The 6,515-nt window shown below is 41.9% G+C and carries 5 protein-coding genes and 1 pseudogene; 5 read left to right on the top strand and 1 reads right to left on the bottom strand.

Features of this window, described 5'->3' with window-relative positions; translation table 11 throughout:
• From Q376_RS25040 to Q376_RS24750, 5 genes are all read left to right on the top strand, one after another.
• Positions 1-197: hypothetical protein (locus Q376_RS25040; protein WP_027350061.1), on the top strand; the 197-nt coding region annotated here is incomplete at its 5' end.
• Between the two features lie 510 nt (positions 198-707).
• Positions 708-1,421: an RNA-dependent RNA polymerase family protein gene (locus Q376_RS24760; RefSeq protein WP_155834253.1), complete on the top strand. Its 714-nt coding sequence runs from the start codon at positions 708-710 to the stop codon at positions 1,419-1,421.
• Positions 1,422-1,526: 105 nt separating this feature from the next.
• Positions 1,527-2,039, top strand: a complete 513-nt coding sequence (locus Q376_RS24755; RefSeq protein WP_155834251.1) for a hypothetical protein — start codon at positions 1,527-1,529, stop codon at positions 2,037-2,039.
• Positions 2,039-3,532, top strand: coding sequence for an antiviral reverse transcriptase Drt3b (gene drt3b / locus Q376_RS24305; protein WP_162177899.1), 1,494 nt, complete (start codon positions 2,039-2,041; stop codon positions 3,530-3,532). The genes Q376_RS24755 and drt3b overlap by 1 nt, the downstream gene beginning before the upstream one ends.
• An 89-nt stretch (positions 3,533-3,621) precedes the next feature.
• Positions 3,622-4,092: a hypothetical protein gene (locus tag Q376_RS24750; protein ID WP_155834249.1), complete on the top strand. Its 471-nt coding sequence runs from the start codon at positions 3,622-3,624 to the stop codon at positions 4,090-4,092.
• A gap of 1,685 nt (positions 4,093-5,777) precedes the next feature.
• Here Q376_RS24750 and Q376_RS24295 read toward each other — a convergent pair.
• Positions 5,778-6,515 (bottom strand): annotated as a pseudogene (locus tag Q376_RS24295) (IS5 family transposase); the annotation flags it as partial.

The raw sequence follows: 6,515 nt of genomic DNA, 5'->3' as shown, positions 1-6,515 counted from the left end.
ACCGCTACCGTGAGTGGCTCGAAGCGCTGGTCGAACGACATCGGCAAGGCGAGCCTAAGCAGGATCCATTGCCCGAGTCGATGCGCCTGATCCAGCGTGATAGGCGCGAAGGCGACGCCCAGAAGGTGCATTCTCCTGCCTATCGTCATCGCCTGCGCGTAGAGCGGGAGCAAGCCAGACAGCGCCAGCGCAGTTGACCGCCAACAACGCTCACCCAGCCTTGGCCGCGCACCGCGCGGCCTTTTCATGTCCTTTGGTGCACCGACGCCGCCACCGCGCCGCGACCCGCCCGCGCGTTATCAACTCCCCGCCCCGCCTGCGCGCTAAATGGGTGGGTTTTTCGGCAGGCCGGACACGGCCGAAAGCCGCGCCTGTGCTGGGGCGGCGGGCAGGGGAGCGGGTGCAAAAAATTATGCGGATTTATGCATTTTTTCGAGAAGGGAGGGAAAAATTTGGCGAGGCCTTGGAAGTTATGATACAGATTGTGTCCCATTGAAATGAAAAGTAGTCTTGTAGGAGCCTATGGGATCCTGACAGGTCTAGCGAGGCGATACTATTGCACGAACTACATTCCGGTTAAATATAAAAAACTTAAGTTTAATGTTAGAATATTAATTGTGGTGGCATCAATACAGAAGAATAAGAATAATGTAATTTCAGTATATTATAGATATTAAAATCATTATATCAATCAAGAGTCCTACGCTATGTTTGAACAATCGTTTTCAGCTAAAAACTTAAGAAAAGTATACGATCGAGAAAATAAAAAAGGAAATTATTTAGAAGGACGCTTTTTTCCTGAAATTGAAATTTTGTCAAAAAAAGTTAAAAGTGCAAGACAATCGTTGTATCGTCTTAGGAAGAAAAAGGAAAAATATACCAAGGAAATTTATGACTCAAGGAAAACATCTATTATTAATATATTGCGAGGTAGGAAAAGATTACGAGACGAAGAGATAAATAAGCACTTAGATTTAGTATCTCAAAAAATAGCGAACAAGCATTTCAAGATTGGTATAAGAATAGGGGCACATCATAATGGCAAGCCCACATACAGGATATACGACAGCACGGAAGCATATTTTGCTGAAAAACAATTACAACAAAATATTAAGAATTCTTTTAAGGTTAAGCCATCCGACAGAAACACTGTAATCCCTCAAATAATATCTTTACTTGAAAATTCATTTCCTAAAGTTATTTTGAGGACAGATATAAAAAATTTCTATGAAAGTATTGAACATAAATCTCTCTACGATGAGATTTTTAAAGATAATAAGCTTTCTTTGAGTTCTTTTAAAAAAATTAAGGACATTTTGAATAATTTTTCCGAGACATCAGGAAATACAAAGGGACTTCCAAGAGGAATAGGTATTAGCGCGTATTTGTCAGAAATTTATTTGGCCTCTTTGGATGAATAAATAAGATCCATATCTGATGTGACGTATTATGCTAGATATGTTGATGATATTTTCATTATTTTTGGCCCTCAACATCAGCAACCTGTTTATCCATACGAAAGTTTGGTGGAAAAAAAGATTAACAAACATGGATTGATAGTAAATGAAGAAAAAAACTGCCTGCAAGATCTGTCAAATGGGAATATGAATTTTAAGCTCGAGTATCTAGGATATGAATTTACATATCAGAGAACGCTAAAAGTCGACATGAGTACGAAAAAACTCAATGCATATAAAGAAAAAATAGATAAGGCCATTTCCACGTATCTGTTAAGTCCAATGCAGATGAAACATAAAAGGCTTTTAATAAGCAGGATCAGATTCCTTACGGGAAACACAAAATTAACTAATAATAAGGGCGGTGCATTCACAGGTATTTTTTATTCAAATAGATTTATCAATGTAGATAAAAAAATTAGTGATCTGGATAAGTATTTAGATCATAAAATTTGTGCTATCCCTAATGATGTTTTGAAATGCAAACTGAGAAAATTAAAATTCAAGAAAGGATTTGATGAAAAAACATTCAGATTTTTCTCTCCCATGGAATTATCGAATATCACTAGGATATGGAAATAATGAGAAAGATAAAACTTGCCCGGCAAAAAGAAAGAATGATATTATCTGATATACTTCCTTATGAAACCCCGGTCTCTTTTTCTAATAGAGGATTTTATGAGTTTTTGATAAGGCATAATATCTCTGTAGAGGAAAACGAGCTGAAATGGAGTCACTCTAATAGCACTACAGATTTGCTGATTTCTATAATATTTGGGCTAAAAATAAGTGAAATTAACTCTATTAGAAATATTAATGGGGTCAAGAAAATATCTATTGAGAATTTCACGACGATTCCATTTGAATACCTTATTAAGCATAAAAGAAATGAGTTTAGAAAACTATCTATCATTCATCCAAGAAATCAAATCTTGGCTGCTGATTTTTATGAAAAATACAAAGAGGTAATAATATATTTTTGTGGAAAAAGCCAATACAGTTTAAGAAGGCCTTCAAGAATCGCTCGTCGTGTCTACTGGGATGAAAATAAGCGGTTAAGTAATAAACCAGATAATTTTGTTGAAGAAGAAAAAAATGAAGAAAACAATTTAAAATCCTTTTTCGTATATAAAGAAATAAGTAATATCTTTAAATTTTTTGAATCGAATGAATACCATCGATGTGAAAAAATTTATAATCACATGGCTCAATTAGACGTGTCTAAATGTTTTGATAGTATTTATACTCATTCTATCACCTGGGCTATCCATGGAAAGAGGGCAACAAAAAATGTACTTTCAAAAATATTTCCGGCTACTGCCAAACTAAAAGGTACTTTTGCAGATAGCTTCGACTCGCTTATGCAGGACTCAAATTATAAAGAGACCAATGGTATTGTAATTGGCCCTGAAATATCCAGGATATTTTCGGAGATAATATTTCAAAATATAGATGAATCAGTGAGGGTGGAGTTGAGGGATTTTTCCCTTAAACATAAAATTGATTATGAAATATATCGGTACGTGGATGATTATTTTGTATTTTACAATGACCCTAAAGACTATACAAAAATAATTGAAGTTTTACAGGTAAGCTTGAATAATTATAAGCTAAGCCTTAATACTGCAAAGGGGAAAATTTATAACAAACCTATTATAACAGAAGTCACCATAGCAAAAAAATATATATCTGATCTAATTGACGAAAAAGTAAAATATGATCTGGAAGAAGTAGGGACTGACGAAAATGGTGACAAAATTTACAAAGGGCGAGTTTTTATTAATAAAAGATCGTTGATAACTTCATTTAAAACTATATTAAAAAATAGTGGCGTGGAGTATAATGACGCACTAAATTTCACTTTTGCTATTTTGGAAAAAAGAATTGTCAAGCTGCTGGTGGATTTTAATAAAATTTCAAAAACTAGCTCTTCAAATAGGGAGTTTGTATATGCATTGAGCTCAATTTTGGAGTTTTCTTTTTTTATATATGCATCTTCGCCAAAAGTTAATACAACAATAAAGTTATCTCGCGTGCTCTATTTGATTATTTCTTTTTTGAAGGAAAAAAAATAGAAAAGGATGACACCCATGCTATTTTTAGTCAGATTTTTGAAAACATAAATTTTATTTTAGATAAGGAATCTTGTAAAGACTTTGCACAAGTGGAAACTTTATATCTTTTAATAATTATTTCTAATTTAGGGAAAAATTATAGGCTTCGAGAAGATCTGCTTGCTAAATATTTAGGCCTCAAAAGTGCTGGCCAAAATAAATATAAATCAGAGAAAGGATTAAATTATTTTGTCCTTACTGTTTCCCTTTTTTACATGAAAAATTTAAAAAGATACAAATCATTGAAGGAATTTATAGAAGGATACATTCTTAATAAAATGAAATCCACTTCCGACGTATACAAAAAAGATACTGAATCTGTTCTGCTCTTTTTGGACACAATTGTATGCCCTTATGTTTCCCAAAGTGAAAAAGAAAAATTGTGCGACGCCTGGGAAATAGAAAATAGTAAAGAGGAAATTGATAAAATAATAAAGCTACAAAATTATTGGTTCACTAAGTGGACTAATTTTGATTTGGCTGAGGAGCTTGACAGGAAAAGAAGCTTAGAAGTATATTGATCATTACGTGCATCGCCCAACCGCTTTTAATGGCTGTAGGCAGCCACACACACTCGCGCGAAGGCTCTTCAGCATCCTATGAACGGACTGGGGAGCTGGGCAGTCTGGACGAGCTGCCCACCTTATGAACCTGGCATTTAAAAATGTGATGTTATTGGTGGGCTAACTGCTTCAGTGACCAGTATTTTCGCAATGGATAGGCTATCGACTTGAACAGCTTGCGGCGGGATATAAGTTAGGGCGTAGGTGTTGTCGATGGCATGTTGAATTAGTCAAGTAGTCCGTGAGGCTGGCATCGAGTCCCTTGGCAGAGTCGACCTTATGGAGAGTAGGGTTGCTGCTGGAGAACGGTCCAAATGTTGAGCGATGCTCCGAATGAAATGATGACGGTGCACTCAGTATGGTGGCGGCTCGGTCCTCCGCAGGGAGAGGGTCGTTGAGCCTGTTGGGCACACTGATGGGTATAGCTGGCTAATGGGTTCTATATTTTTCTCATGTAAATCAATGTGATAGATTTTTGATTATCATCCCGCCAGGCGCGCCTGTATTCTTGCCTCGCAGATCATCGCGAGGCAAAAAGCCCCGAAGAACAGCTAATTCTCTGGCTTTCGGGGCTTTTCCATTGTGGGCATTCCTTGGCATTCGAGCCTCGGAGATGCGCTGATAGCGCGTCCAGGCTAGCGTAGTGGAAGGTCTGCGTCGTGGCCTCCTCAGCGTCCGATTCATCCGCTCCACTTGGCCGTTGATCCACGGATGATAGGTCTGGGTCCGCCGATGCTCGATGCGATGCCGGTGACAAATGAGATCGAAACATCGAAACGATGGGGCTTGTACGTTTCGGTCCCCGGATACTTGGCTAACTGCACGCCGTTGTTGGTCAGTACCGTGTGAACACGGTACGGTAGTTGGGACAGCGTTTCCTTGAGAAAGGCGGCGGCCTTGTTTCGGCCTGCTTGGCGTGCACGAACTTCGAGGTACGATCGACGGCGACGAACAGATACGCCTTCCCTTCGTCAGTGCGGATCTCACTGAAATCGATGTGCAGATAACCGATCGGATAGGATTTGAAGCGTTTGGGGATAGCTGTCTTTCGACAGCCGGCTGATCTCATGACACTGGTAGAGTCGATGGATACTCGCCCGGGTCAGGTGCGGGATGAATCGCTGCAAGCTGAAAAGACAATCATCGAGCGGGAACGAGGTCCGTTGGCGGAATTCAAGCGCCACGCTTTCCTCCAGCGGCGTCAAGGAGGTTGAACGAGGCCGTTTGGATTCCATGGCCACGTCCTCGACCGAGTCTCGTGCACGCCATTTACGAACGGTCTAGGGATTGAGGCCATAGCGGCGGCTCAATGCCGCGACCGAAGCCTTCGATCGCTGTATTTCATTTTGGATGGCGTGCGTGGTCGTAGCGCGTGGGTGAAGAAGCTGAGCCATGGGTCCTCCGCAGATATAGGTTGATACCACAATCCCTTACACCTAGATTTAGATTTACCAACTCTTCAAATATTTATGGTATACGAAGGGGTATATTGCAACTGGCTTGTGTCGTATTAAATGCCTTAAAATCAATTGGTTATAAGATTTGATGGCATCTCACGCTCTGCCGCCAAATTGTTGCTTTGAATCATTGGGTTGTGATCAGGTTCCAGGGTTATTGGGACTTGTTGGGGAGTAAATTTCCTCTTAGGTTTTGTACGAAAAGTCGGCACGTAGGCGACGGTCTATGCAAGCGAGGCATACCATGGCACGAAAGCTACGGGCCAGCTTGTCATAGCGCGTAGCGATTCGGCGTAGTTCCTTGAGCCAGCCAAAGCCCCGTTCGATGACATTGCGCTCCCGATACTTGGGCTTGTCGAACCCTCGGGGTAATCCGGGACGAGGTTTTCGATGCATCTTGCGCTGCGCAATGACCGGCTTCATCCGGTGCCGGTCGCAGTAGCGGCGCAATTCATCGCTGTCGTAGCCCTTGTCTGCCACGACATAGCGGCAGCGCTTTCGGGGCCGGCCCATGTTTCCCGGTAGACGAATCGTTTCCATCGTGGGAATGAAATGACGAAAGTCGGCGTCCTGACCGGGTGACAATGTGAAAGCCAGTGGCCATCCATGCCGGTCGCAGACCAGATGAATCTTGGTGGTCAAGCCGCCCCGGCTGCGGCCCAGCGCATGGTCTACCGGTTCGTCCGCCCCCCCTTTTTACCGCCTCCCGTGGCGGCTCGAGTCGCACGAACGGCCGTGGAATCGATCATCCAGGTGTCCAGGTCCATCAAGCCATCCTCACGAAGCTTGAGCTGAAGACGTGCCAGCACCGCATCGAAGGTGCCGTCATCGCGCCACTGGCGAAAGCGTGCGTACGCGGTGCTCCAAGGGCCATAGCGCTCTGGCAAGTCGCGCCATTTGGCCCCCGAGCACAGGACCCAGAAG

Source organism: Halotalea alkalilenta DSM 17697 (assembly GCF_000621205.1).
In the GTDB taxonomy this organism is placed as follows: Bacteria; Pseudomonadota; Gammaproteobacteria; order Pseudomonadales; family Halomonadaceae; genus Halotalea; species Halotalea alkalilenta.
The sequence above is the reverse complement of the archived record's forward strand: the minus strand, read 5'-3'. Positions and strand labels throughout refer to the sequence as shown.